Below are 24,900 nucleotides of genomic sequence, written 5' to 3'. Positions count from 1 at the left end.
TTCTCTGCGTGTCTGCGGCGTTTCCATGATGCGGCCGACCCGGGTCCGCCTGTCCAATTCTTTGCGCCCTATGCCCGAACCGTGGGACACCCCGGCATGCCCAACGCTCGCGGAACTCCCGCCACACCCCTTCTGAGCTGGATAAATTCGCCCTACGATCGCCCCCGACCGCAAGCTGTGCTGCTTGCCGGAACAGTGTGACGTACGCCTCTGCAGGACCCGGAGAAACTCGGCCGAACGTTTTGGTCCGGAGCGGCGTCATAGGGGAAACGCGGGGACGGGAGGGGTGGCTTTGCTGCGCAGAAAGGCGCGCCGCGGCCAGGGGGACGACGTCATCGACGACCCGCTGGACGCGGCCCAGGAACGCCGGGTGAGAGCGGTGCTCGCACTGGGTGGGGTGCCGCAGGCGGACCTGCTGGACGGGGTACAGCAGGTACGGCTGCGGTTGCTGGAGCGGGCGGCGAGCGGGCGTGAGGCGCCGCGTGACGTGTCCGCGTGGGCGGCGGTCGTCGCCTCGAACCTGGCCATGGACTGGCATCGGGCCAAACGCCGCCAGGATCGCCTGGGGGAGCGGCTCGCCTCCCTGCGTCAGCCCACGGCGCACCCCTCCGGCGAGGAGTCCAGCGTGCTCTCCGTGGCCGTCGCCCAGGGCCTGGACGAGCTGCCCGACGCCCAGCGTCAGGTCGTCGTCCTGCGCTTCTTCGCCGACCTGCCCGTCCGGGGCATCGCCGAGGAGCTCGGCATCCCGGAGGGCACGGTGAAGAGCCGCCTGCACACGGCGGTACGGGCTCTGCGCGCCCGCCTGCACGAGGACGAGGTGGTGTGACGTGTCCGCCGACAACGAGAACCAGGAAAGCAACGAGAACCGGGAAAGCAACGCGTACGACGGCATGGACGCGCTGATGGCCGCCATCCTCGACGAGCCGCTGCCCGAGGACGCCCGCGCGGACGGCGCCCTCATCGCCGAACACCGGTCCGCGATGGCCGATGTGGCGCTGCTGCGGGAGCAGTTGGCGATCATCGGGGACGCGCTCGCCGACCCCTCGGTCGAGGAGCCCGAGCCGGAACCCGCGCCGGAACCGGTCGTCGTCCGGGTACGGCGGTCCCGTGCCCTGCGCCGTGGGTTCGCCACCGTCTGCGGTCTCGCCGCCGCCGGTGCCGTGGTCTCCGGACTGGGGTGGCTCATGGCCACCGGGGGCAGCGGGGCCATGAGCAGCAGCGACAGCGACTCCGGGAGTAGCGCGGACAAGGGGACGGTGTCCGGCGGCAGCCCGGAAGCTGCCATGCAGGACGGGCGGGCGAACTACCTCGCCTGCGCCCGCCTCGTCGCCGAAGGCACGGTCACCGACGTCGAACAGGTCCCCGGCACCGCCCAGGACCGCGTCACCCTGCACATCACCCACTTCTACAAGCCGGAGACGGGCAAGGACGAGGTCGTCTTCGTGATGCCGGAGGAGCTCGCCCGCTTCGACGAGGGGGACAAGGCCCTGATCGGCCTCCCGCGCCGCTCCGCCACCCCGGACGTGTGGGCCATCGGGGAGAAGGACATCGCCACCGAACGGAAGTGGATCGTCCGGGCGCTGCCCCAGTCGAGGTCGATGACGTGCGACTGACCGGAAGAATCGCGGCAAGGGTCGCGGCGGCCACGGCCGTCGCCGCGCTGCTGGGCACGGGCACGATGTATCTCGTGGCGCACAACGGCACCGTCGGCGGCGGCTCCGAGCCCCTGCTCACCCCCGAGGGGCTGATCGCCTGCGCCCGTGCCGTCGCCGAGGGCACGATCGAGCGGGTCGAACCGCTGGGCGGGGACGAATACCGGGTGGTGCTCGACGCCGACCGCTACTACAAGCCGGCGGACGGGCAGGGGCGCCTGACCTTCGACACCGGTTGGTCGCCGCACCCGGACTACTTCAAGGCTGGGGAACGCATGCTCGTCGTGGTGTCGAGCCTCCCCGACGAAGGGCCGGAGACCTACCGCGAAAGTGACGCCGGGGAGCTGGAAAGGGGGCGCCAGTGGATCCAGGCCGCGCTGCCGGGATCCCGGGGCGCCACCTGCGACGGCCCCGGCTGACCCCCGTACACGGCGAAGGGCGGGCGCCCGTACGGACGCCCGCCCCCATAGCCGTAGGAACTACGACTGCCGTAAGAACTACGGCGTGACCGTTTCGATCTTCACGTTGCCGAAGCCCGCGACCGTGCCGCGGGCGTTCACCAGCTGGACCTGGCCGAAGAACTCGCGTCCCTCGGGGGCGGCCGCGGCGGCGGTGACGCTGCCGGAGACCGTCGTGGACTCGCCCGTGCCCAGGTTCACCGGCGTCGACTCATCGACGGTGACGGTGCCGAGGGTGGTGGAGTAGAACACGTCCAGGTAGTCGTACGCGGTGGAGCCGGACGGCACCGAGTAGCCCACGACCTCGATGGTGTACGTACCGGCGGCCGGCGAGGCGACCGAGACGGCCTCCTCCGAGTCGCCGTCGGCGGACTGGCCGACGACCGCGCCGTCGGCGTCGTACACCGTCAGGTCGAGGTCGGCGGCCGTGTCGGAGACGTTGCCGATGGAGACGTCGAGCGACGTGGCGCCCTCGGGCACCTCGACCGTGGTGGTCTGGGTGGCCGCGTCCGCGATCGTCGGCCGGGCCGACTTGGAGGAGCCGAGCGCGCCGCCGACGAGCTTGCCGTCGATCGCCGCGAAGTTGTTCGTCACCGTCCAGGACGCCTCGGCCGGCACGCCGACCTTGGCCTCGGGCACGGTCACGGTCTCCGGGTCGAAGGCCGCGCCGAGCACGGTGACGTTCACCTTGTACGGGTTGTCGAGCAGCGGCGACGTACGACGCGACTCGACCTCGATCTCCCAGACACCGGCCTGCGGGTCCGCGTACGCACGCACGTCGGGCTTGCAGCCGTTGCCGGCGAGGTAGTTGTTGTAGCAGTACGGGGTGCCGGTGTTGTCGACCGGAACGCCGTACGGGTGGATGGCGATGAACCGGGTCTGGCTCTTGTCCGCGAGCCCGCCGATCGCGACCTCAAGGGACTTGGCGCCCTCGGGGACGGTCACGAAGTAGGACTTCGAGCTGTTGCGCTGGATCGAACCCGACGCGGAGAACGTGTAGTTCACCGGGGCCGAGACCACGACCGTCGTCAGGATCTGCTGGTCGACGCCCTCGGTCCTCGGGTCGTCGACCTCCAGGCTCGCGCTCTTGATGCCCTTGTCCTTCGGCGCGGCCTGCACCTTGACGGTGACCGGGGTGTTCAGCGGCAGGCCGATCACGTCGGAACCGAGGATCTTGAAGGTGTCGCCGGCGTTGTTCCGGAAGTACAGCTCGTGCTTGATCGCCTTGTCGGCGCCGGACGTACGGGTGATGGTGACCTCGTACGTCTTCTTCTGGCCGGCCTTGAGGCCGCCCTCACGGTCGTAGAGACCCGTGCCGTAGCCCGGGGTCTCCAGGAACTGGTCGATCGCGGTGTCGACCGGGGCCTTCACCGTGTACGTGTGGGCGGTGGCGTGGTCGAGGATCGAGTCCCAGGCGTCCACGATGTTGATGCGGCCCGCCCCCTCCTCGTACGCCTGCACCGCCGTGATGTGGTCGGCGGTCGAGGTCAGCGCGGTGCGCAGGGTCGCCGGAGTGAGGGCGATGCCCTTCTGCTTGGCGGCGCTCAGCAGCAGCGCGCTGGCGCCCGCGGCCTGCGGGGACGCCATCGAGGTGCCCTGGAGCATCGAGTAGCCGGCCGGCAGCGTGTAGCCCGCCTCGGCGACCGGGCCGCCGGGCAGCCAGGTCTGGGTGGTGTTGATCGCGGCGCCGGGCGCGACGAGCGTCGGCGTGAAGCCGCCGTCCTCACGCGGGCCCCGGGAGGAGAAGGGCAGCAGCGCGTACGACTTCGACACGGCCGAGCCGTAGTTGGCCGCCCAGGTCGCCTTGGAGATACCGGCGCCGACCGAGATGACCTTGTCGGCCAGACCGGGGTCGCCGATGGTGTTGGCACCCGGGCCGGAGTTGCCCGCGGAGATCACGAGCTGGACGCCGTAGTCGTCGATGAGGCGCGTGTACAGCTCGGCGCGCGCGTTGTTGCCGTCGTTGAGGGCCGGCAGGCCACCGATCGACATGTTGACGATGTCGACACCGCGCTTGGTGACGAGGTCGATCATGCCCTCGGTGAGCGCGATGTTGGTGCAGCCGCCGGACCAGGTGCAGGCACGGGACGACACGATCTTCGCGCCGGGCGCGGCACCGTTCATCTTGCCGCCGAACAGGCCGTTGGCGGCGGTGATGCCGGCGACGTGCGTGCCGTGCTCGGACTCGATGACGCCGATGTTGACGAAGTCGCGCTTCTGCCCGACCCAGTCGCCGCCGTAGGGGTCCATCGGGACGTCCTTGCGGATCTCCACGACGAACGGCTGGCGCTCCACGACGTCGGTCGCCGGGTTGTCGGTACCGAAGTAGCCGACCTGGAACCCGTCCTTGTACGGCTTCATCGACGTGTCGTCGCTGAAGTCGTAGTTGTTGTTGAGGTCGAGGGTGACCGTGCCGGTGGCCGCGTCGTACAGCACACCCCACGTGTCGGTGGTGTCGCCGTCCCGGTTCGCGTCACCCGCGGCGTCGCCGCCGGTGGTGGCGGACTCGCGGAACAGGCTGACCTGGTACGACCCGGCGGGCGCCGTCCAGGTCCGGCCGCCGTAGGTGAAGCTGGGGCCGGCCACCGAGGTGACCATCGGACGCCAGGTGGCGTCGCTGTCCAGGATCGGGTCGGTCGCCGTCACCCAGTCGACGATCTTCCGCTCACCGGTGGTGGTCTTCTGCAGCGCGGGGTGCGCGAGGTCCACACCGGAGTCGAGGATGCCGATCGTGATACCGCGGCCGTCCGCCTTCGGGTGGTCCTCCACGAAGTCGACGGCACCCGTCTCGAAGGACGGGTTGTACGGGTTCTCGGCGGGCGTGCTCGCGCTGGGCCCGGAGTAGGTGGCGGCCGTCGAGACGTTGGCCGCCTTCTTCGCGGTGTCCGCGGTCGGCGTCGGATCGTCGAGGGCGATCTCCTGCCGCAGGTCGATGCCGTGCACGGAGGAGAGCTTGACGGCGGCGGCGATGGCCGAGTCCGCCTTGGCGGTGGGGACGGTGGCACGGACGTAACCGAGCTTGTCGTACGTCTGGCCGACCGAGCCGCCCTTGACCGCGTCCAGCTCCTCGGCGACCTGCTCGGTCTTCCCGGGGGCGGTGGCGATCATCATCGTGACGTTCTTGTCGCCGGCCGCCTTGGCGTCGGCGAGCAGGTCGGCGTCGTCCGAACCGAGCTTGTCGTCCGCCGACTTGACGGCGGCGTCGGCCACGGCGGACGGGTCGTCCACGGAGAAGGCCATGGGTATGGGCCCCGCCGCGGAGAGCGCGGCCACCAGGCCGGCGGCCACGGCTATCCGTGCCACACGTCTCGCGCCCGATATCGGTTCGCGCTGGGGGGTGAGGGTCATCGGCATCCCTTGTAGGTAAAGGAACGAACGGGTGGCGGCCGGGGCTGATCGGTCCTGGTCGCTGTGGTCCGGAATGCAACCCCGGACGGTCGCACAGCTTTACGCATGGGAAGGATGTTTAGGGAGAGTTGACCGAATCGATATGGCCGAATGGGGAAACCCCTCTATCTCCTTTGGGGAGATGAGTTGCGAAAGGTGCAAATCGTCCAGAAGGTGAGCCGTGGGGCGTAAGCGGTTGCTGTCCTGGGCTAACTTCCTTTCGTGCGAAGGACTTTGAGGGTGGCGGCCTACGCCATATGCGTCCGCGACGACCAGATCCTGCTCGCCCGCTCACCCGCCCCCGACGGCACCCCCGAGTGGGTCCTGCCCGGCGGCGGCATGGAACACGGCGAGGATCCCTACGACACCGTCCGCAGAGAGGTGGAGGAGGAGACCGGCTACCGGATCGAGGTGACGGGCCTCCTGGGAGTGCACTCCTTCCACCGCACCTTCCTGCACCGCTTCGGCCGCAAGTCCGACCACCAAGGTCTACGGCTCTTCTACGAAGGCCGGGTCACCGGCGGCGAGTTGCGCAACGAGATCGGCGGCTCAACGGACCTGGCGGCGTGGCGGGACCTGGCGGACGTACCCGGGCTGGCGCAGGTGCCGATGGTCGATATCGGTCTGCGGCTGTGGCGCGAACGGCCGCCGGCGGGGCGGGTCGGGGGCGGTTCGTGAGGGGGGTGGAATAGCTTCAGTACCCAGAAAGATGAACGCGGAGTGACCCCCTCCCGGCCGTTCGCCCAGCGCTCGGGGGCGCGCAGGGTAGTCCAAGATCGACGTACGGTGATCGGCGCTGCGCGTTGCCGCCTCGTTTACGCGCAGGTCACCCCGGCTGCCAACGATCCAGTGAGAGCGGGATGTTCGCGCAAGCGATCGCCCGCGCCCACTGTCGACGCGTTCGCACTCGGGGAGACCGCGCCATGTCGCGCATACGCTCTGTCGCCAGCTCCGCGCTGGGGGTCAACCGCCGTACCCTTCTCGCCGCCACCGGGGCGGTGTCCCTCTCCGCAGGCGTCGGTTACGCCCTGCGGCCCACCGACAGCCAGGCCGCCACCACCAACGCGACCGCCGCCGAGGCGCCGGTCGCCGCCGCCCGCAAGGCGGACCCGGTGGCCCTCGCCCCCTACACAAGGGGCACCACCCTCTCCACCGTCGCCGCCGCCCGCACCTCCTCCGGCTACCGTCGCCTCGGCAACGGCCCCGGCTGGAAGCGCGTCGTGCGCAGCGAGTTGGCCGCACCCAAGGCCGGCCGGGCGTCCCGCCGTACCGCGCTCGCGGCGTTCGTGCAGCTCACCGACCTGCACCTGATGGACAGCCAGCACCCGCTGCGCCTCGAATTCCTGCGCTCTACGGACATACACGCATGGCGCCCGCACGAGGCGCTCTCGGTCCAGGGCGCGATCTCGCTCGTCGAGCGCGTCAACGCACTACGCGGAGCCCCCGTCACCGGCTCCCCGCTCCACTTCGCAATGACGACCGGCGACAACACGGACAACAACGCGAAGACCGAGCTGGACTGGTTCCTGAAGGTCATGAGCGGCGGCCGAATCGCCCCCAACTCGGGCGACCCGCGCCACTACGAGGGCGTCCAGAACAGCGGCCTCAAGGCGTTCTGGCAGCCGGACTCGACGACCCACGACGCCGACAAGCAGCGCGGCTTCCCGCACATCGAGGGCTTCCTGGCGGCGGCGATCCGCGAAGTCCGGAGCCCCGGCCTGAACCTCCCCTGGTACTCGACGGTCGGCAACCACGACGCCATGCCGCTCGGCACCTACGGTCACGGCGAGTCCTTCCTCACCGAGTTCGCCGTCGGCGGCAAGAAGCTGATGAACATGTCCGCCGCCGACGCCAAGAAGCTCCAGGACGCCATCAAGAGCTCCAAGGACCCGGTCGGCATCGAGTACCGCGACCTGATGAAGGCCCACGCCCGCGACCTGCGCTCGGTCACCCCGGACGAGAACCGGGCCCCCTTCACCGCCGTCGAGTACGTGAAGGCACACCTGGACCCGGCCTACCTGGGCCAGGGCCCGGTAGGCCACGGCTACTCCTCGGCGAACGTGGACGAGGGCACCCAGTACTACACCTTCCGCATCGCCGACGACGTCATCGGCATCAGCCTCGACACGACGGACGCGGGCGGCCACTACGAGGGCTCGATCGGCACGGCCCAGCTGAAGTGGCTGGACAGGACCCTCCGCCAGAACAAGGACTCGTACGCGGTCATCTTCAGCCACCACACCAGCGAGTCCATGGACAACACCCGCCGAGACCCCGCCCACCCGGCGGAACGCCGCCACAACGGCGCCGAGGTGATCGCCCTCCTCGGCAGCCACCCCAACGTCCTCGCCTGGGTCAACGGCCACATCCACCGCAACGCCATCACCGCCCACTCGGCTCCCGACGGCCGCTCCTTCTGGGAGATCAGCACGGCATCCCACGTCGACTACCCCCAACTCGCCCGCGTCATCGAGCTGGTGGACAACAAGGACGGCACGCTGTCGATCTTCACGACGTGCGTGGAATCGGCGGCTCCGCACGCCACGGACTTCACGGACCTGTCGCAGACGGGGCTGGCGGCTCTGTATCGGGAGCTGTCATACAACGCGCCGGGTGCGCGGACGGACCTGTCGGGCGAGGCGAAGGACCGGAATGTGGAGCTGGTGCTGAAGAAGGGTTGAGAGAAGAGGGGTTGAGAGAAGAGGGGTTGAGAGAAGAGGGGTTGAGAAAGGGCCGAATCCCGCTCAACCGGCGTACAGAACTCAACCTTCGTGGATAGTCGCTGTGTCCCATCCCTCGACCGAGCAGAGTGGCTCGGCCGACGGATGGGGGAAGACATGCACGTACGTACGATCCTGGTGGGGGCGACGGCGGTAGTGCTGTCGGCGACGGTGCTGGCGGGCCCGGCGATGGCGGCGTCGGCTGGTCACGGTCAGGGGGAGGGCCACGAGGCGACCCGTCGGGCCATGGAGGCGGCGGTCAAGGACGGCGTGCCTGGTGTGACGGCGACGGTGAGGGACGGCCGGGACAGGTGGTCGGCGACGACGGGCGTGGGCAACTTGGAGACGGGCCAGGCACGTTCGACGCACGACCGCTACCGCGTGGGCAGCATCACGAAGACCTTCGTGTCCACGGTGATGTTGCAGTTGGAGGCGGAAGGACGCCTGTCGCTGGACGACAAGGTGGAGGAATGGCTGCCGGGAGTGGTGAGGGGTAACGGCCACGACGGCCGGGACATCACACTCCGCCAGCTCCTCAACCACACGAGCGGCATCTTCAACTACACGGAAGACGAGACGTTCGTACGGACGTACTTCCTCAAGGCCGGCTTCCTCGAGCACCGTTACGACACGAAGAGCCCCGAGGACCTGGTAGCGATCGCCATGTCCCACAAGCCCAACTTCGCGCCGGGCACGAACTGGAGCTACTCCAACACGAATTACGTCCTCGCGGGCATGGTGATCGAGAGGGTCACGGGGGACTGGTACGGCGACGAGATCGCCGACCGCATCCTTGAACCCCTCGGCTTGCACGCGACGTCGGTCCCCGGCACGAGCGTCACGGTGCCTGGGCCCAGCAGCCGCGGCTACGGCAAGCTGGCGGAGACGACGACGGGCCCGACGTACGACGTGACGGAACTGAACCCGTCCCTGGCATCGGCGGCAGGCGAGATGATCTCGGACTCGTCGGACCTGAACCGCTTCTACGGGGCCTTGCTGGGCGGCAAACTCCTCCCGCCGAAGCAGCTGAAGGAAATGAAGACGATGGTGACAGCCGAGGGCCACCCCAACGCCGGCTACGGCCTCGGCCTCATCGAACGCACACTGAGCTGCGGCGTCCACGTCTGGGGGCATGACGGCGGCATCCACGGTTCGTCATCGGTGGCGGTGACTGCGGGGGATGGGCGGCACTCCCTGGCGTTCAACTTCAACGGGGACTGGGGTGGGGATGCGGAGGCTGTGGTGGAGGGGGAGTTTTGCGGAGGGGGTGAGTGATCCCGCAGGGGTGATGCAGTGGGCGCGTGATGGATCCGTAGCCTTTCAGGCCTCGCCGACAAATCTCCATCCGAGGCCACTGACGTGGTTGAACACGCGCGTATCCGATGGGCGATGGTGTACGGGGGTGCAGATTCGCGTTGTTGCCCTCCTGCGAAGGCAGTGAGCCGATAGGAGGCGCCAACCCGGTGACGGTTTCCATGTACTGGGTCATCATGGCGATATGACGAAGCGTGGGATCAGCCGATTAGAGTCCGCGTTCACTGCACAGCACAAAGTATTCTTGGAGGCGGCCCTTTCACGCTTCCCGGATGCTCCGAAGTCGGTCAGTGAGGTGCTCGCTGCAGCCCCGCAACCCGTGCAACCGGTGATCATCGGTGACTTGCACGCGCCCACCGAAAGCGAACTCACGGCCGTGGCGAGCGCGCTCCAACAGGGATGCGGGGTCGTCCACGTGGTTCCTCGCCAGTTCACGCTGCCGGTTGAGGGCGAGCACCACCCGTTGCTGCGGTTCGCCGCGCGACTCACGTCGCTTGGGGTGATCGGCCATCCGGTGGACCACCCAATGGAGCGGCACTCGGAAGCACGATCCCGGTTCGGCGAGTCTGACGGAACTCTGAAGCTGTACGACCTTCCTATCCCGGAAGGGTTGGACCGGTATCGGGAGCAAGCCGAGACGAGCGACCGATTCGCGGCGCACAACGACGGGCTCGGGTACGCCGGCCTCATCCAGCATGTGATCATGACTCTTGATCGCCCCCCGATGGCGGGTGGCTACACATACTTCCAGAACCTTGTCGCCCTTGCCCCAGCACTAGCCCGCAGTGACCCCGAAGCCTTCGAGGCGCTGTTCCTGCCAGATGCCATTACGGCACTCCGCCCGCGGGGGAAGGGCGCGATTCGGGTAACTTCGCCTGTCTTCTTCATCGGCCGAGCAGGCGCACCACAGGTGTTCTTCCGGATGGCGAGCGGTGAGTATCGGATCGAATGGCGAGACCATCCAGCTCTGGCACGCTCTCGTGCCGTACTGGAGCGTGCTTGCGGCCCCTTTGGGCCAGGATCTCGATTCGTGCACTTCATGCGGCCTGGCGACACGGTTCTCGTCGACAACCGGCAGGTGGTACACGGCCGTACGTCGTTCATCGATACGACCGATTCTGGACGAGTACTTGCCCGTAAGTGGTTCGTTGCGTCCGTGGGAGACGCTGCATACCGGCATGTACCGGGCGTCGCCGTGCACGAGACCTGGGCTGAACTGTTCCCGGGCCGCTTCAGCGGCACAGCCGTCGAGGGGGAGTGGCACTACGACCCGACGCTCCGGGATAATGCGCGGGTCGACTGACCTGACGCATGGCCGGATTGGTGTCAATAAAACGCGTGATGACTGGCGAGCTGAGGTTCGGTCAGCTGCGCCAGGCCAGGATCGTGCGGGGCTTGGCAGACGGCGGCGAATGGGCATTCGCCTGTGCGGGCTTGCTCAATCACGTGGGCGACCGGCTTGTCAGGGCGTGCCGGTCCGGAGCAGCGGGGCGTCTCGCGATCGCAGTAGGAGCGGCCGATCTGCCACTCGATCTCGTTGATGTCTCCGAGTGTCAGCCCGGCAGCCTTCGCGGTGCAGCGCATGGCATCCTCAACCGCCACACGTAGGGTTGTGACGCTGTCGAGGTCACTAGCGCGACCTGCATGCGCCCCGAGCCAACGCTCATCCTCGTGTGTGACACGTCCCGTGCGCAAGTAGAGCCGGATGAGGTGGTACTCAATCGCCGGGAGCAACTCGTCTGGGTCGGTAGGGGCGATGATGCCGAACCTGAGCAACTGCTGTACGAAGACACGCGACTTCTTACGACGCGGGTCAGAGTGGAAGGGCCCCAGTCGATCCAGGGCTGAGTAGATCCCCAGCGGGCCGCCGAGTCGGTGTGGGCCGGAACGGAGGCGGAGGCCGTCAAGGACCCCACCATCCTCGGCAAAGGCAGCAGCCACAGAGGTGAACATGCCATGGCGACGGGGCAGATCACGCACGGTGTCCGCGAACGCCTCTCCGAATTCGTTGACGAACTCGTTCCTGGTCAAGGCAGCAAGTCTGCTCGGAGTGAACCGCTTCGCTCCGCCCTTTGCCGCGTTCATCAAGTGGCCTCGCAGCCGGTCCCAGTTCGTCGCGTGGCAGACCGCCGCAGCCAGGCATTCCACCAACACGGCCATCGGAGGGTCGGCAGCCAGGGGATGTGACTCGCGTGGTAGCGCCATGCCACGCAGCGATCTCCCCTGTTCGAAGCAACGCTGCGGCTGCACCAGCCAACTGCCTTGAGTATTGATTGCCCTGCTCCTCAACACGGAGTTCGTGCCCTACTCTTCCAAGGAGGTTCCGAGGCGTCAGGCTATACCTACCGGTGCCGCTGAGACTCGGATCGGTGAGGAGTCGTCAAATCGCTATGCTGAGCGGGGCGGATGCGATTCTCACCGCCTTGATTCTCTTCGCTCTCGCCGCGCTGATGCTCGGTATCCGGAATGTATACACGAGTGCGACAGCGGTTTTTGGCCAGGAATGGGCTCACCATGCGGTCGAGCAGGCCAAGCGTATGCGTAGCCTTCGTGAGGCGCGACGTCGCGTGCGACAAGGCGCCAGCCTTGTCGTGTTGCTCGCCGCTGCGGCCCCGGCTCCCTCTCGGTCAGTTGCGCTGGAGGCTCAGCGTGAACTGGCCAGACGCATCGCTCCCACTCCCGGCGCAGCTGCTCTGATTCACACGATCGAGGACACAGCCTCCCCGTTCCATGGCCGACGCGCGGCGCTGATCGGAATCGGTTCGGGAATATGCGGCGAGCTCGACGTGGCACTTCGCGCAACCGGTCGCCGAGCCGTGGGCGACTGGGCCTTTGCTGTTGATCCCAGGCCGAGCGCGACGCGAAGCGATCGCGTGCTGACCTCGAGCGGGGATGTCTGGAACCAACTCGACACGGCGCTGAGATGGGCACAGCGAGCTATCGAGACCGACCAGGCCGAGTTTCTGGCTGTTCTGCTGCGAACGCCTGTCATGGGCGATTGGCTGCAGGATACGACCATCGACGTGCCTCGCTTGGTCCGAACCCTCTTCGCGCAGCGCGAACACCCGATCTGGCTGACCTTGACCGAGCCAGCCGACCCCACCGCGTGGCCAGATGAGGTCACCCTGACCTTGCCACTGTCAGCGCGGAGTTTCCAGCGCACGCTGCGCCGATCTGGCTTCCGGCCGGCAGTCGCACACGCCCGCACAGGGCGGCGAACTCTACACATGCGATCCGTCGATGCAGCTGGCTTGTTGATTGCAGCTTCTACTCCTCTCTCGGTGCACCCAAGTGAGATGACCTCCGGAGCTGTAACTCGCCGATACAGCGCTGAGATCACCCTCGCCCTGCGCGACGCGGCCAGGGCAGGCGATGCCCATGTGGAGCTTGAGGACAGCGTCAGTCGAGGCCTGCAGGCACTGTTCGACGCCGCCGGTGCCAGGTTCACCACCGGTAATCCCAGCGGTGCTGACTTGCTGCTCCCGATGTCTGTCTACCCCAACCGTCTCATCGCATGGCAGATGCCGGGCCAGAGTGAGCCAGTCTCGTCCCACCGGCCCGTCAGCCCCATGGCCGCACTGCCCTCACGATGGCTGTCCGAGGCATGCGAGAGTCAGGATGAGTCGGTTGCCGCAGCAGTTCTTGCCGATCACGGGCGCGCCTGGATCGAATCGCACAACCTCGACTCCGCTCTGCCGCTTCTGGAACGTGCGCTGCATGCGTTCCCCCGGGGCTCTCGTGCCCACCTCTGGGCCCACTACCTGGTGGCTCTTGACGCAGCACTACGCCTGAGCCGTCCCGACGCGCGATGGTTCGACAACGAACTCTGCTCCCTGGCCGACCACACCGAACTCGGGCTTCTCTACCGGGTCGAGCGCATGGAATTCAGCAGGTTGCGCGGCGACCTTGGCGCCGCCTGCTCCGATCTCAATGCCCTCGCCGACCGACTCAACGACCCGATTGGTGCCGTGAACAGCGCTGACGCTTACGCGCAAGGGACTGCTCGATATGTGGCGGCCAACACGTTGCGGCGCGGAGGACGATACGACCGTGCTCGAGATCTCATCGACGCCGCAGTCGCTTCCTACGACACGGCTGTACCCGCCCACAGAATAGAACTCACGCATGGAACCTATGCGATTGCCGTATGCGACAGCCTCCGCGGCGTTGCATCGGTGCGAGCCACTAACTGGGGAGAGGGGCAAGGTGTCTTCGCGAGCAGCCTGGTCACGCTTGCCAACTCGCATGCGTCGTGGTTCGTGGAGGACTATCAGCGTGCTGTCGACTTTGCCCATCAGGCAAGAACGGGATTCGAAAGCATCGGGTACCAGCGCTACGCGAACCGGGCGCGGGACCTTGCACGGCTCATTTCCGAATGGGCTCGCCGGTCGGGCCGTCTTGTCGATTCAGCTATGGACCAACCCGACGAGCGAGTATGCGAACTTCTGTCTGTTCCCCGTGAGGGGCGCACAGGGCTACTGGTGAACGAGCGTCCTTCCCGCGCGCTCAGCCTCCTCCACTTCGCGGTCTCCTTCGGTGACGAGCCTGACGCGCCTCGAACCGTGGAGCTACCTCAGTACATCGCGATCCAGCCGGATAACAGCTATCTGCTCCGTACCCCGCCGCCGGCGAGTTCCTTCCGCCAGGCCGAACAGGCAATGAGGAACATCTTGGGGGTAGGCACGGGCACTCGGCTGCCACTTAACGCAGACTAGAGCCGCCCGGCGTGCAGGCGAGGCGCGACCGCGCTCGTCCACCCGGGCCCGCAGTGCAACCGACGGGTGTCGTCGGCGGACCTGGGACCCCCGCTTTCCTGGCCGCCCCAACGGTCACGCGAAAACCCCTCGCAGGAGACACGCTCCCACACCTCTACGACGCTTTCGGCTGATCCCGGGAGACGTGGGTGACGAACGGTGTCCAAGCGGACGCGGGGAGGAGGAGGGCGGGGCCGGTGGGGTTCTTGGAGTCGCGGATGGCGATGCTGGGGGTGAGGAGGGCTACCTCGACGCAGTTCTGACCCGCGTCACTGTAGGAGGACTTGAACCAGGCCTGCTCAGAGGCGAGTTCGGGGGCAAGGAAGCGCGGGTGCATGGGCCTACAGCTCTCGTTCTAGTCGGTGCAGGAAGCCGGCGGTGTCCTCGGGAGGCAGTGCCGATGCTGTCATGGCGTCGAAGCGGCGGCTGAACCGGTCGACCTCACGGGGCTTGTCCGAGGTGGAGACGGAGCCCCAAGCACTGTCCGCCTGGACGCGCGGCGGGAGCTCGTTGCCGAAGTCGAGGATCGCGAAGTCGTGGATGGAGCGATAGCTGGGCCGGAATGGCAACACCTGGACAGTGATGTGGTCCCACCCCGACAACTTCTCGATGCGGGCGAACTGTTCACGCATCACATCGGCGCCGCCGAGCGGATATCGCAAGGCGGCTTCGCCCAGGATGACGTGCAGCTTCACGGGGTTCTCCCGGGTGAGGACCTCTTGGCGCTTCATCCGGAGCTCAACGCTACTTCGGATGAACTCCGTCGTGTACTCCTCGATCGGCTTCTGCACCTCGTGCACGGCAAGTGCGTAGCGCTCGGTCTGGAGCAGGCCGTACACCAGGGTGGGGTGGTAGGCCTTCATGGCGTGGGCTTCCGGTTCAAGACCGACGAAGCCCGGCATTCCGGCGGGCAGGAGCCCTCGGTACTGGGTCAGCCAATCCTGTTGATTCGATTCACGGTTGAGGTTGATCAGTGAGTCGATAACCTCTTCGTCGGTCACGCCGTACTTGGCGAGCAGCTTCCTCAGGTCGCCCACGTTACGGAAGTTGAGGGACCCGGTCTCGATTCGCTGCAAGGACGCCTCGGAGATCCGCAGCCCTTGTACCGCCTGCTTACGGGTGAGCCCGGTTCCGTGGTCGCCCCCATTGCAGTTTTCGCGCAACTGACGCAGTTGAAGCCCAAGTTCGAGCCGCTGCGCCGTCCGCCCGCGCTTTGCCGCCATCTGCACCGCCCTCTTGCCGTAGTACGTGTCCGTGGTCATGCTGCGCCGAGTCTGGCACCGTCTGCTGCACCCGCGCAGGTGCTTGTGCAGGTTCCGGCATAGTCCATTTTCTCCACCGCTGAATATTCAAAGCATGTTCGATTGCGGCAGCATGGGCAGGCCGAACACGCTGGTTGGGAACCCGGTCAAGAAGGGACCCCCACCATGCCCACCCTCCTCACCCCCACCTGGTCCATGACCTACCCCATGACCCCTCGCAGCCCACGCCTCGCCCGTCTCCACACCCGCCGCCGACTCACCATGTGGAACTGGCCCGGTGACATCGACGACGCCGTACTCGTCGCCTCGGAGCTCGTCACCAACGCCGTGGTGCACGGCAAGACCATCGGACACGAACTCCTCCTGAAGCTGGCCGTGTTGGAGTGCGGAGGGCTGACAGTCGAGGTGTCGGACCCGGTGCTCGTATTCCCGGAGATCAAGGACGAACCCGACAGTGAGGGCCGCCGGGGTCTCCTCGTCGTCGCTCAGCTCGTTGCCGAGCTCGACTGGTTCCTCCGGCAGGACGTCGGTAAGACAGTCCGCGCCCGCTTTGTCGGTCCCGGCGCGCTGACCAGTCCGTAACCAAAGATGTCGGTATATGAAACGCCGAATTCATCCGCTTGAAAGGTTCGAGCCGCCTGATAACGGCAAACCCGCACTTGACGGGACTGGCTGGAATTCGGTGCAAGGCGGGTGGTCGTATGCGTGCTAGACGCGGACTGCGTGTGCTGTCTGTCTACGAGGGTTTCTTCGCAGGTGGGGCGCGGATCGTGCATACCGATGTCGTGCTGGGGCTGCAGGAAGGCGGCCAGCAGCGACATCACGTTCTGAGTATTCACGGGGAGGTGCTGCGCGAGGCCACCCGGCAGGTGATGGAAGAGAATGCCTCCTATCGGGCGCTCACCTCCGCCGGGGTCGACGTCACCTCGCTGGGGCGCAGCTTCGGGCCCGCCGTGACCGCGCCCGCAGGCTTCAGCGGGCCCGAGCTCGCCGACACGGCCCGTGCGATGGCCGGTGCCGACGTCATCCTGTCCCTCAAGGAGCAGCCGCTGGCTCTCCTCAACCAGGCGGGACTGCCCCGCCGCCCCGTGCTGGTCTGCCTCCATCGCTCGGACCCCGAGAACCAGGGCCCCGCCCTCGACGAGCTGAAGGCGGCCATCGCCGACGGAACCGTCGTCGCCTGCGTCTGTTGCGCCGAGTCGACGCGGGACGCCTACGAGGCCGCCGGTATCCCGGCCGAACTGCTGCACGTCATCCCCAACGGTGTCGACCTGTTCCGCTTCCGGCCCGACTCCGCCCGGCGGGTATCTCTACGCGCGTCCCTCGGGATTCCGGATACGGCGCCCGTCGTCGTCTTCGCCGCCCGCTACGACACCATGAAGAACGTCCCCCTCTTCCTTCGCTCCGCCGCCGCCTGGCTGCGGCGGACGCCCGACGGTCACGTCCTCATGTGCGGCGCCGGCATGTCGGCCGCCAACAACGCCCTGCGCGCGGACATCGCCCTCGCCTTCGAGAAATTCGAAGGAGAAGCCCCGGGGCTCCACCTCCTCGGCGTCCGCCGCGACATGGAGACCATCTACGCGGCCTCCGACGTGGTCGCGCTGACCTCTTCCTGGGGCGAGGCGGCTCCCCTGTGCCTCATCGAGGGCATGATGTGCGGCGCCGTTCCGGTCAGTACCGACGTCGGCGACAGCGCCTCGATCGTTTCCGGCCACGGCATCGTCACCCCGCCCGACCCCGACGCCATCGCCCTGGCCTGGACCGATGCCGTCAACAACCGTGCCGCCTTCACCCCGGCCCTGGTCGCGAGCCGCGAACGTTTCAGCCGCACCCGCATGATCGCCTCGTACGCGGCCCTCATCGACGGCCTCCACGCAGAGGCGACGCTGCCGCCTTTGCCCGACCCTCACTGAGACGCCCGTAAAGGTCACAAGGTCATACGAGGAGGGGCCACCGGCAACCCCCGATGGCCCCTCCTCTCCCTCCTGCTGCCCGCCCCCGTCCGTCACTACCGGGGCAGCACCACCACATACGCCGCCGGTTCGCGGTCGCCGGATGCCATCAGGGCCGTACGGATCACCGCTGCCTGCTGCTCGAACGCGTCGCGGAGTTTCCTGGGCGTGATGTGGACGACCGTGATGCCGAGCCGCTCCAGGTGCTCGCGCTTGCGGGCGTACTCGGACCAGAGGGCGTCCTCGTCCTGGCGGGGGGCGCGGGTGTCCAGCTCGACCGCGACCGCCTGCTCGGGCCAGTACGCGTCCAGGCCGCCCAGGTGGGGGCCGCCGGGGAGGCGGAGATCTACGTTCCACACCGGGTCCGGCAGGCCGTGCTCCTGGACCATCCGGTACAGGCGGTCCTCCGCGATCGCGCGGCCCTCCGCCAGTAGGGAGTCGACCGCGTCCACCACGTGCGGGCGGCCGAGCAATTTCGCGTTGCTCAACTCCCGTACCACCGCGGCCGGTTCACAGTGGCCGCCCCGTACCGCCTCGGTGAGTAGCCGACGCACCGCGCCCGCGTCCGAGAGGTCCGCCACCGCGTCGGCGAGGGCGCGTGGCACCGGTGCGACCGGGAGGCCCGTGACCTGCTGCGGGGTGGGGAGCGCGGCCGTACGGACGATGCGCGCGCAGCCCGTCGCGCGGAGCCGGCGCAGGCGAGGGACGAGGACGTCGATGCGCTCCAGGGACATCAGCGGGGGAGCGGACGTGAAGCCGTGGAGGGTGAGGGCGGCCAGGCCCGTGATCATGGTTTCCGTGTACGTCGGGCGGTGGGGCTCGTTCGCGCTCGGCTGGGACGGGACCGCGGGGGTCGTCTCGCGTGCCGCGTACATCAGGACCGCGTGCAGTCGTTCCTCGCTGGTGGGTGGGCCGGGGTGGAGCAGGAGGACGCCGGGGAGGATCTGCTGCCAGGGGCCGCCGGGACGGCACTGGTCGTTGATCTCGGTGGTGGAGACGCCGTGCGAGCGGAGCTGGGCTGCCGTGAGGACGCGGCGGTGCACCTCGGCGAGGTGGCGGAGGGGGCGGGGGGAGAGCGGGGTGTTGTGGTTCATGACCCGGGGTTTCCCGCGCCCCACCGGCCTCTTAACCGGTGTTACACGCCCGTCGACAAATCCGGACAAGCCCGCACTAAAGGACAGGCGTTCGGTTGCCGAAAACCCCTGGTCCGTACGGGCGAGGACCAGGGGTTACGGCTCCTATTGCCTGAATTCCGTAACGGTGACGGAACACCCAAGCGTGGGCCAGAGGTCGGCAGGAGATCAGCCGAAGGTCAGCCGGTGATCAGTCGGCCTGCCCCGCCGCCGCATCACACGCCTGTCCCCGCAACCCCCGCGCCAGATCGTCCCGCGCCTCAAGGACCAGCCTGCGCAGCGCCGGTGCCGCGTCCTCGTGGGACGTCAGCCAGGCGTCCGTCGCGTCCAGCGTCGCCTGCGAGTGCTGGAGTGCGGGGAACAGGCCGCTGACCACGTCCATGGCGATCTGGATGGACCGGTCCGCCCACAGCCGCTCGATCGCCGCGAAGTACTTCTCCGCGTACGGCGCGAGCAGCTCCCGCTGCGAGGACTGTTCGAAGCCGGCGATGGTCGCCTCTACCAGCGCGTTGGACAGCGCGTCCGACTCCACCACCTGCGCCCAGGCCTGCGCCTTGACCGCCGCCGAGGGGCGGGCGGCGAGGCAGCGGACCTGGTGGCGCTTGCCGGAGGCCGTGTCGTCGCGGGCCAGTTCGGCGGCCAGCGTCGCCTCGTCGGCGACACCGTGCGCGGCCAGCGGTTCCAGGAACGACCAGCGCAGCTCCTGGTCGACGTCCAGACCGTCGATCTTCGCCGTGCCTTCCAGGAGGCCCTTGAGTAGTTGCAGGTCGGCCTCGCCCGACGCGACCGTCGCGAAGAAGCGGGCCCACGCCAGCTGGTGCTCGCTGCCCGGCGCGGTGAGGCGCAGTTCCTTCAACGCGCCCTCGGCGAGCAGCCGTTCGCCCGTCTCGCGCCACTCCGGGGCAGCGTAGTTGACGAGCGCCGAGTTCGCCCACGCGTGCAGCATCTGCAGCACCCCGATGTCGGACTCGCGCCCCGCGAACTTCAGCACCAGGTCCACGAAGTCCCGCGCCGGCATCAGCGCGTCCCGCGTCAGGTTCCACAGCGCGGACCAGCACAGGGCACGGGCGAGCGGGTCGGTGATGTCACCGAGATGACCGCGCAGCGTCTCCAACGACCCCGCGTCGAAACGGATCTTGCAGTACGTCAGATCGTCGTCGTTGACCAGAACGAGCTCAGGCTCCTCGGCTCCCGCCAGCTCCGCCACGACCGTCCGCGCACCGTCGACGTCCACCTCGGCCCGCGCGTACCGCTCCAACTCCCCGCCCGCAGCCCGCCGGTAGAGGCCCACGGCAACCCGGTGCGGCCGCAGCTCGGGATGCGACTCGGCGGCCTCCTGGAGCACCGCCAGTTCAGTGATCCGGCCCTCCGCGCTCAACATCACATACGGAGTAAGGGAGTTGACCCCGGCCGTCTGCAGCCAGGCCCGCGCCCACGTGCCCATGTCGCGCCCGCTGGTCTCCTCAAGGACCGACAGCAAGTCACCCAGCCGCGTATTGCCGTACGCGTTCCGCTTGAAGTAGCGCCGCGCGCCTTCGAGGAACGCGTCCTCACCGACGTACGCCACCAACTGCTTGAGAACCGAGGCCCCCTTGGCGTACGTGATGCCGTCGAAGTTGAGCTTGGCGTCCTGGAGGTCGCGGATGTCGGCGGTGATGGGGTGGGTGGAGGGGAGCTGGTCGGCGCGGTAGGCCCAGGCCTTGCGGCGGTTGGCGAAGGTGATCCAGGCGTCCTTGAAGCGGGTCGCGCCGACGTTCGCGAACGTGCCCATGAAGTCGGCGAAGGACTCCTTGAGCCACAGGTCGTCCCACCACACCATGGTGACGAGGTCGCCGAACCACATGTGGGCCATCTCGTGCAGGATGACGTTGGCCCGGCCCTCGTACGAGGACCGCGTGACCTTGCCGCGGAAGATGAACTCCTCGCGGAAGGTGACCAGTCCCGGGTTCTCCATCGCGCCGAGGTTGTACTCGGGCACGAACGCCTGGTCGTACTTCCCGAAGGGGTACGGGTAGTCGAAGTGGTCGTGGAAGAAGTCCAGGCCCTGCTTGGTGACCAGGAAGACGTCGTCGGAGTCGAAGTAGGGCGCGAGGCCCTTGCGGCACAGGGCTCCGAGGGGGATCTCCAGCGTCGTACCGTCGGCGAAGGTGCGGGAGTAGGAGTCCGTCACGTAGTGGTACGGGCCTGCCGTCACACAGGTGATGTACGTCGAGATCGGCTTCGTCTCCGCGAACTTCCATACGCCGTCGGTCAGTTCGCCCGCGCCGTTGCTCCACACGACCCAGCCCTCGGGGGCCCGCACCTCGAAGCGGAAGGGGGCCTTGAGGTCGGGCTGCTCGAAGTTGGCGAAGACGCGGCGGGAGTCGGCCGGCTCGTACTGCGTGTAGAGGTAGACCTCGCCGTCCTCGGGGTCGACGAAGCGGTGCATGCCTTCGCCGGTGCGGGAGTAGGCGCACTGGGCGTCGACGATCAGCTCGTTGTCGGCGGCCAGGTCCTCCAGGAGGATCCGGGAGCCGTCGAAGACCGCCCCCGGGTCGAGGTCCTTGCCGTTCAGCGAGAGCGCGGTGACGGCCGGTGCGATCAGGTCCGCGAAGCTCGCCGCGCCCGGCTCGGCGCAGCGGAAGCGGATCGTCGTCACGGAACGGAACGTCCGCGGCCCCTCGCCGTCCGCGTCGCCCACCGCGGACCGCAGGTCGAGGGAGACCTCGTACCCGTCTACGGACAGCAGGGCGGCCCGCTCCCGGGCCTCGTCGCGGGACAGATTCTCACCGGGCACGGGGGCACTTCCTCGTCATGTCTTGGGCAGCTGTGAACATCACCGATCCTGCCATGCGCCCCTGACCCCGGACAGCGGGAATGGGATGGGGCGCGGTCGGTGTTGCCGCTGAAGGGACGCCATTCCTGCCGTAAAGACGCCATTTCTTAGGAGCGCCATGCCCGAGACACCCCTTGTTGCGAGCACCTCCGCGAAGACCCCCGTCGACTTCTGGTTCGACCCGCTGTGCCCCTGGGCCTGGATGACGTCCAGGTGGGTGCTGGAGGTGGAGAAGGTCCGCGACATAGAGGTCCGCTGGCACATCATGAGCCTGGCCGTGCTCAACGAGGACCGGATCGACGAGCTTCCCGAGGAGTACCGGGACATGCTCGCGACCAAGGCGTGGAAGCCGGTGCGCGTGGTGACGGCGGCCGCGCAGAAGCACGGCGCGGACATCCTCGGCCCCCTCTACACCGCCCTCGGTACCCGCATCCACAACCAGGGCGAGGGCCCGACCGTCGAGGCGATCATCGGCGCCCTGGCCGACGTCGGCCTGCCCGCCGACCTGATCGACTACGCCGACCAGGACGACTTCGAGTTCGAGGCGGAGCTGCGCGCCTCCCACAAGGAGGGCATCGAGAAGGTCGGCCAGGAGGTCGGCACCCCCGTCATCGCCGTCCCCGGCGCCGACGGCGAACAGATCGCCTTCTTCGGCCCGGTCGTCACCCCGACCCCCAAGGGCGAGGACGCGGCGAAGCTCTGGGACGGCACGGTGGCGGTCGCCTCGGTCCCCGGCTTCTACGAACTCAAGCGCACGCGCACGAAGGGGCCGGACTTCAGCAACCTGTAGGACGGTCTCAGTCCAGGTCGGGGACCCGGAACCCGTCGGCGAAGGGCCTCTTCTTGAACGTCGTACGCGGGTGCCGGCACCCTTCCTCGGTGCAGAGGAAGTAGCCGTCCACGTACTTTTCGCCACTGTTGTTCCTCAGCCAGACCCGCTCGGCCTGGTTCAGCGGCTTGTGGGGTTTGTCGCCCCTGCATGTGGCGCAGTACAGCGCCTTGGTCGCAGCCATCCCGTAACTGTGCCCTGGAACCTCCCATACCGGCAGACCCCCGCGAGTCGTGTCCTCGCGGGGGTCTGCTTTCTTTCCGCCTGAAAAGGCCCCCGCGTGTGTCACACGAGGGCCTTTCGGCAGGCAAGGGGTTACGCCGCTACGGGTGTGTAGTGCGACGCGTCCCCCTCGATCGAGTAGCTCTCCTTGCCCTCGATGCCGATCGGGACGTCTCCGGCGACGGTCACGCGGTGGAGGCGGCGCGGCTGGGCGTCGTAGTTGTCGATGGCGTAGTGCTGGGTGATGCGGTTGTCGAAGAGGACGAGCTGGTTGGGGGACCAGCGGTGGCGCAGGACGTTCTCCGGGCGGGTGACGTACGCCTGGAGCAGGTCGAGGATCTTGCGGGACTCGCCCACCGACAGACCGACGATCCGCTGGGCGAACCCGCCGATGAACAGGCCGCGTTCGCCGGTCAACGGGTGGACTCGGACGACGGGGTGGGCGGTGCGGTACTTGATGGACGTGAACTGGGCGCGCTGGGCGGCCCGTTCGGGGTCCACGTCCTCCTCCGGTACGGCGTAGTCGTAGTCGTTGGTGTGCTCGGCCCACAGGGTGTCGGCGAGGTGACGCAGGGGCTCGGGCAGGTCGCGGTAGGCGGCCGCCGAACTGGCGATCAGGGTCTCGCCGCCGTACGGCGGGATCGTGATGCTGCGCAGGGTGCTGGCCTGGGGCGGGTTGAGGACGAAGGTGACGTCCGTGTGCCAGTGGTTGGCGCGGCCCTGCTCGCTGTCGACGGGGAGGACGTTCGGGGCGTCCGCGACGGCGGGCACCGTCGGGTGGGCGGTGGTGAGGTCGCCGAAGTGGCGGGCGAAGGCCTGCTGGCCCTCGTCGTCGAGGTGCACGTCGTCGAAGACGAGCGCCTTGTGGACGTTGAGGGCCTCACGGAGGGCGGTGACCGTCTCCTCGTCGAGCGGCTTGGCGATGTCGACGCCGCCGACCTGGGCGCCGATGTTCCCGGTGACCTTGCGGATGGTGATCTCGGACATGTGCGGGGTCCTTTCAGACGTCAGATTTCAGATAGCAGATGCCGGATTTCTGATGCCGGATTTCAGATGTCAGACGAGTGCGGGGGTGACGTACTGGTTGGCGGGGCGCGGGAGGCCGTATCTCTCCCGGAGGGTCTGGCGCGGCCCGTATCCCCTGCGGAGCAGACCGCGGGTGCGCAGGATCGGGACGACGTGGTCGACGAAGGCGTCGAGGCCGGACGGCAGGACCGCGGGCATGATGTTGAAGCCGTCGGCGGCACCCTGGGTGAACCAGGTCTCGATCGCGCCCGCGACCTGCTCGGGCGTACCGGCGAAGGTGAGATGCCCGCGCCCGCCGCCGAGCCGCCCGATCAGCTGCCGCACGGTGAGGCGTTCGCGCCGGCCCAGTTCGACGATGAGCGTGTAGCGGCTCTTGGCGCCCTCGATGGCGCTCTCGGGCGGGAGATCCGCTGGCAGCTGGGAGTCCAACTCCAGTGTTCCGGCGGGCAGTTGGAGAAGACCCTCCAGCCGTTCCACACCGTGCGCGTACACGATGTGGTCCTCCAGGACCTGCTCGTTCGCCAGCGCCTCGGCCTCCGTGGAGCCGAGCACCGGGACGATGCCGGGCAGCACCTTGATATGGTCGGGGTCCCGACCGGCCGCGACCGTACGGGACTTGAGGTCGGCGTAGAAGGCCTGCGCGTCCTCGATGGTCTGCTGGGCGGTGAACACCGCCTCCGCGTAACGGGCCGCGAAGAGCTTGCCGTCCTCGCTCGATCCCGCCTGCACCAGAAGCGGGTAACCCTGGGGCGTGCGGGGGACGTTGAGGGCACCCTCGACACTGAAGTACGTCCCCTGGTGCCGAGGTGGGTGGATCTTGGCGTCGTCGCCCCAGACGCCGGCCGCCTTGTCGGCGACGATGGCGTCGTCCTCCCAGCTGTCCCAGAGCTTGAGGGCCACGTCCAGGAACTCGGCGGCACGGGCGTACCGGTCGGCGTGGGCGGGTTCGGCGTCGAGACCGAAGTTACGGGCGGCCTCCGCACCCGCCGTGGTGACGATGTTCCAGCCCGCCCGGCCGCCGCTGATGATGTCGAGCGAGGCGAACTTGCGGGCCAGGTTGTAGGGGGAGTTGTAGGAGGTGGAGGCGGTCGCGATCAGACCGATGTGCCGGGTCGCCGTCGCCAGCGCGGTGAGCAGGGTGAGCGGCTCCAGGGCGCCGGCGGGGCGCTGGGCCAGGTTGCCCCACAACTGCGGTCCGTCGGCAAGGAAGAGGGAGTCGAAGGTGCCGCGCTCCGCGATCCGGGCGAGGCGTATGTAGTGGTCGAGTTCGACGTGGGCGTAGGGGTCGCTCTCGGGGAGCCGCCAGGAGGCTTCGTGGTGGCCGGTGTTCATGAGGAAGGCGTTGAGGTGGAGGTGCCGGGGCATGCCAGGTCCTT

At 68.0% G+C, this 24,900-nt stretch carries 20 protein-coding genes; 11 read left to right on the top strand and 9 right to left on the bottom strand.

The features are described from left to right. Nucleotides 1-292 precede the first annotated feature (292 nt). The 3 genes from AC5DRG_RS18540 to AC5DRG_RS18530 are packed head-to-tail and all read left to right on the top strand — an operon-like array spanning nt 293 to nt 2,071. On the top strand, nt 293-826 hold the full coding sequence (locus AC5DRG_RS18540) for a sigma-70 family RNA polymerase sigma factor (RefSeq protein ID WP_491811651.1): 534 nt from the start codon (nt 293-295) through the stop codon (nt 824-826). A gap of 1 nt (nt 827) precedes the next feature. Further along, nucleotides 828-1,613, top strand: a complete 786-nt coding sequence (locus tag AC5DRG_RS18535) for a hypothetical protein (RefSeq protein WP_491811650.1) — start codon at nt 828-830, stop codon at nt 1,611-1,613. After that, a complete protein-coding gene (locus AC5DRG_RS18530) occupies nt 1,604-2,071 on the top strand; it encodes a hypothetical protein (RefSeq protein ID WP_491811648.1) in 468 nt (155 codons plus the stop codon). The genes AC5DRG_RS18535 and AC5DRG_RS18530 overlap by 10 nt, the downstream gene beginning before the upstream one ends. A gap of 78 nt (nt 2,072-2,149) precedes the next feature. Here the strand turns inward: AC5DRG_RS18530 and AC5DRG_RS18525 are convergent, their stop codons facing one another. Next, nucleotides 2,150-5,458, bottom strand: coding sequence for a S8 family serine peptidase (locus AC5DRG_RS18525; RefSeq protein WP_491811647.1), 3,309 nt, complete (start codon nt 5,456-5,458; stop codon nt 2,150-2,152). A 279-nt stretch (nt 5,459-5,737) separates the two neighbouring features. Here AC5DRG_RS18525 and AC5DRG_RS18520 point away from each other — a divergent pair, with 279 nt between their 5' ends. From AC5DRG_RS18520 to AC5DRG_RS18505, 4 genes are all read left to right on the top strand, one after another. Then, nucleotides 5,738-6,175: an NUDIX hydrolase gene (locus AC5DRG_RS18520; protein WP_491811646.1), complete on the top strand. Its 438-nt coding sequence runs from the start codon at nt 5,738-5,740 to the stop codon at nt 6,173-6,175. A 245-nt stretch (nt 6,176-6,420) separates the two neighbouring features. Beyond that, on the top strand, nt 6,421-8,178 hold the full coding sequence (locus tag AC5DRG_RS18515) for a TIGR03767 family metallophosphoesterase (RefSeq protein ID WP_491811645.1): 1,758 nt from the start codon (nt 6,421-6,423) through the stop codon (nt 8,176-8,178). 156 nt (nt 8,179-8,334) lie between these two features. After that, nucleotides 8,335-9,492 (top strand): serine hydrolase domain-containing protein, encoded by a 1,158-nt coding sequence (locus AC5DRG_RS18510; RefSeq protein WP_491811644.1) that lies wholly within the window; start codon nt 8,335-8,337, stop codon nt 9,490-9,492. Nucleotides 9,493-9,715: 223 nt separating this feature from the next. Continuing rightward, entirely contained in the window at nt 9,716-10,834 is a 1,119-nt protein-coding gene (locus AC5DRG_RS18505) for a TauD/TfdA family dioxygenase (protein ID WP_491811643.1), read from the top strand. A gap of 23 nt (nt 10,835-10,857) precedes the next feature. On the opposite strand, the gene AC5DRG_RS18500 is transcribed toward AC5DRG_RS18505, so the two are convergent. After that, nucleotides 10,858-11,562 (bottom strand): hypothetical protein, encoded by a 705-nt coding sequence (locus AC5DRG_RS18500; RefSeq protein ID WP_491811642.1) that lies wholly within the window; start codon nt 11,560-11,562, stop codon nt 10,858-10,860. 359 nt (nt 11,563-11,921) lie between these two features. On the opposite strand from AC5DRG_RS18500, the gene AC5DRG_RS18495 reads away from it, so the two are divergent. Beyond that, a complete protein-coding gene (locus AC5DRG_RS18495) occupies nt 11,922-14,246 on the top strand; it encodes a hypothetical protein (protein ID WP_491811641.1) in 2,325 nt (774 codons plus the stop codon). Nucleotides 14,247-14,400: 154 nt separating this feature from the next. Here the strand turns inward: AC5DRG_RS18495 and AC5DRG_RS18490 are convergent, their stop codons facing one another. Both AC5DRG_RS18490 and AC5DRG_RS18485 read right to left on the bottom strand, forming a co-directional pair. Further along, nucleotides 14,401-14,622, bottom strand: coding sequence for a DUF397 domain-containing protein (locus AC5DRG_RS18490; protein WP_491811640.1), 222 nt, complete (start codon nt 14,620-14,622; stop codon nt 14,401-14,403). A 4-nt stretch (nt 14,623-14,626) separates the two neighbouring features. Then, nucleotides 14,627-15,547, bottom strand: a complete 921-nt coding sequence (locus AC5DRG_RS18485) for a helix-turn-helix domain-containing protein (protein WP_491811639.1) — start codon at nt 15,545-15,547, stop codon at nt 14,627-14,629. Nucleotides 15,548-15,712: 165 nt separating this feature from the next. Between AC5DRG_RS18485 and AC5DRG_RS18480 the strand changes: the two genes are divergently transcribed. Together AC5DRG_RS18480 and AC5DRG_RS18475 are read left to right on the top strand one after the other, a co-directional pair. Then, nucleotides 15,713-16,129, top strand: a complete 417-nt coding sequence (locus AC5DRG_RS18480) for an ATP-binding protein (protein ID WP_491811638.1) — start codon at nt 15,713-15,715, stop codon at nt 16,127-16,129. A gap of 143 nt (nt 16,130-16,272) precedes the next feature. Then, entirely contained in the window at nt 16,273-17,460 is a 1,188-nt protein-coding gene (locus tag AC5DRG_RS18475) for a glycosyltransferase (protein ID WP_491813078.1), read from the top strand. Between the two features lie 95 nt (nt 17,461-17,555). On the opposite strand, the gene AC5DRG_RS18470 is transcribed toward AC5DRG_RS18475, so the two are convergent. Then, the gene (locus AC5DRG_RS18470; protein ID WP_491811637.1) at nt 17,556-18,593 is read right to left on the bottom strand and encodes a hypothetical protein; all 1,038 of its coding nucleotides are present in this window, start codon (nt 18,591-18,593) and stop codon (nt 17,556-17,558) included. Between the two features lie 229 nt (nt 18,594-18,822). Beyond that, nucleotides 18,823-21,408, bottom strand: a complete 2,586-nt coding sequence (gene pepN, locus AC5DRG_RS18465; protein WP_491811636.1) for an aminopeptidase N — start codon at nt 21,406-21,408, stop codon at nt 18,823-18,825. A 157-nt stretch (nt 21,409-21,565) separates the two neighbouring features. Between pepN and AC5DRG_RS18460 the strand changes: the two genes are divergently transcribed. Then, on the top strand, nt 21,566-22,237 hold the full coding sequence (locus AC5DRG_RS18460; protein WP_491811635.1) for a mycothiol-dependent nitroreductase Rv2466c family protein: 672 nt from the start codon (nt 21,566-21,568) through the stop codon (nt 22,235-22,237). A 7-nt stretch (nt 22,238-22,244) separates the two neighbouring features. On the opposite strand, the gene AC5DRG_RS18455 is transcribed toward AC5DRG_RS18460, so the two are convergent. The 3 genes from AC5DRG_RS18455 to AC5DRG_RS18445 all read right to left on the bottom strand — a co-directional run bounded on the left by AC5DRG_RS18455 (nt 22,245) and on the right by AC5DRG_RS18445 (nt 24,889). Next, complete coding sequence (locus AC5DRG_RS18455; protein WP_491811634.1) at nt 22,245-22,460, bottom strand: hypothetical protein; 216 nt, start codon at nt 22,458-22,460, stop codon at nt 22,245-22,247. 131 nt (nt 22,461-22,591) lie between these two features. Continuing rightward, on the bottom strand, nt 22,592-23,485 hold the full coding sequence (locus tag AC5DRG_RS18450) for a TauD/TfdA dioxygenase family protein (protein ID WP_491811633.1): 894 nt from the start codon (nt 23,483-23,485) through the stop codon (nt 22,592-22,594). 69 nt (nt 23,486-23,554) lie between these two features. Continuing rightward, nucleotides 23,555-24,889 (bottom strand): LLM class flavin-dependent oxidoreductase, encoded by a 1,335-nt coding sequence (locus tag AC5DRG_RS18445; protein ID WP_491811632.1) that lies wholly within the window; start codon nt 24,887-24,889, stop codon nt 23,555-23,557. Nucleotides 24,890-24,900 lie beyond the last annotated feature (11 nt).

It is taken from the genome of Streptomyces sp. JLBG701, assembly GCF_058544905.1.
Note: the sequence above shows the minus strand (reverse complement) of the source record. Positions and strands in the feature narration are given on the sequence as shown.